This is a genomic window from Acinetobacter sp. WCHA39, assembly GCF_002165385.1.
In the GTDB taxonomy this organism is placed as follows: Bacteria; Pseudomonadota; Gammaproteobacteria; order Pseudomonadales; family Moraxellaceae; genus Acinetobacter.
On the sequence record NZ_NHRP01000074.1, the window covers coordinates 1 to 2,008 of the forward strand.

General features: G+C 33.5%; 2 protein-coding genes. Both read left to right on the plus strand.

Features of this window, described 5'->3' with window-relative positions:
* Positions 1-278 precede the first annotated feature (278 nt).
* Complete coding sequence (gene repM / locus CDG56_RS16600; RefSeq protein WP_026441244.1) at positions 279-1,187, plus strand: replication initiation protein RepM; 909 nt, start codon at positions 279-281, stop codon at positions 1,185-1,187.
* A 71-nt stretch (positions 1,188-1,258) separates the two neighbouring features.
* Positions 1,259-1,780: a plasmid replication DNA-binding protein gene (locus CDG56_RS16605; protein ID WP_026441245.1), complete on the plus strand. Its 522-nt coding sequence runs from the start codon at positions 1,259-1,261 to the stop codon at positions 1,778-1,780.
* Positions 1,781-2,008 lie beyond the last annotated feature (228 nt).

Sequence of the window (2,008 nt, forward strand, 5' to 3'; positions counted from 1 at the left end):
GAGCGTAGCGAAAACCAAGGGCAATTTTGACCAGATTAGGCTTTTAATTATTTTTAATAGTTTTTAATGCTTTTAGACAGGCTGAAAGCCTTTAATAGCAAATGTTTCAAAGCCCATAAAACTAGGTTTATCGACCCATAAAACTAGGTTTATAGACCCATAAAACTAGGTTTATAGACCCATAAAACTAGGTTTATCGACCTAATTAATAGGTCGTTTTACAACCTAGTTAAAATAGTTTATGGTATGACCTAGTTAAATTTGATTTATATTAAAAAATGGCCGAGTTAGTTGTAAAAGATAATGCTCTGATTCAAGCAAGTTATACATTAGATACTGTTGAGCAACGTCTTATTCTTTTGGCAATAGCTGAAGCAAGAGAAACGGGACAAGGCATCACGGAAAATAGCTTGTTGGAAGTTCACGCTAGTAGCTACATAAATACTTTTAATGTTGAAAAACATACTGCATATACCGTTCTTAGGGATGCCTCTAGAAGCTTATTTGATCGCTATGTTACTTATCACGATATAAATCCAAAAACAGGTAAAGACAGAAGTTTCCACTGTAGATGGGTGGATAAAATTGGTTACGAACATCAATCAGGAGTTGTATTCTTACGTTTCACTCAAGATATTGTCCCTCTAATTACTAGATTAGAAGAAAATTTTACTAAATATGAAATACAACAAGTTTCCAAATTAACAAGTACATACGCCATTCGTTTATATGAGCTACTAATCCAATGGCGATCTAGTGGCCAAACACCAGTTTTTAATCTATCAACATTCAGACAACAACTAGGCGTTGAGGCTACTCAATACAAGACTATGAGTAATTTTAAAACCTATGTCCTAGATTTTGCCTTGAAACAAGTTAATGAACTAACAGATATAACGGCTAACTATCAACAACATAAAACTGGCAGAACAATTTCTGGTTTCTCTTTCACATTCAAACAAAAACAGGAACGTAAAAAAGTTAAGCCTAAAAAAGCTAGCCTAACGGAGAAACAATTAGATTTATTTGCAAATAAGTTGGCTTATGACTCTGCTTTTTCTAGCCAATTTAGTGAGGCTGGTGAAAGCTATGAAAACTTTGCCAAAAGGATTAAACAACTGTTAAAAGACCCTGTAAATTTAGACAAATATTCAGATTATTTAGACAATTTAGATTTAAAAGTTTAGGCTATAAAGGCTGTCTAATAGACAGCCTATTAGACATATTATTTTTACAAGATTAGGCATAGTTTTACACAATGAAAAGTCTTTCTGTTGTTGAGTTATCTAAGCTATATAGCATAAATAGACAAACTATTTACAACCATATAAATAAAGGAATATTAAGCAAAAATTCAGATAATAAAATTGATTTGTCTGAAGCAATCCGTGTGTTCGGTGAACCATCTAAAAAACAAAGTGTAAAAGAACCTGTAAAAGTAGACAGTCAAAATTCGACAGAAAATTTACTGCTTAGACAACAAATAGACATGTTAAAAAATCAACTTGAAGATGCTAAAGAACGTGAATCTTTTTATCAGAATCAAATTGAGACGATGCAACGTCTACTAGAAGCCCCAAAAGCTAATATGACTACGTTTATCGATCAAAAACGTGAGCAGAATATAGCAACAGATCCTCAGAAAGAACCTGAGCTGAAAGCTGATGAATTGACTACTCCAGTTGAAACTGAAAATAAGCGCATTCCTGTGCCTGAACACATTGAACCAGAGCCTGAGAAAAGAGGGTTTTGGAGTCGTTTTTTTAGACCCTATGATTAATCAAGATTGTTTAATTTGAATGAATAAAATCACGGAACAATGAGCAAAGAATAGGCGTGGAACGTGAAAGATCAAGAAAAAGCCGTTCCAGTGCGCTGAACCCTAGAACGGCTTACTTTAAGATATTGATGCGAAAAGGAAAAGTTCAAGTTGTTATTCACCAATTAAAATGTCTATGCGATAAACCATTTAAAATGTCCTGTTTTTAACTGCAAGAGTCAAGAACAG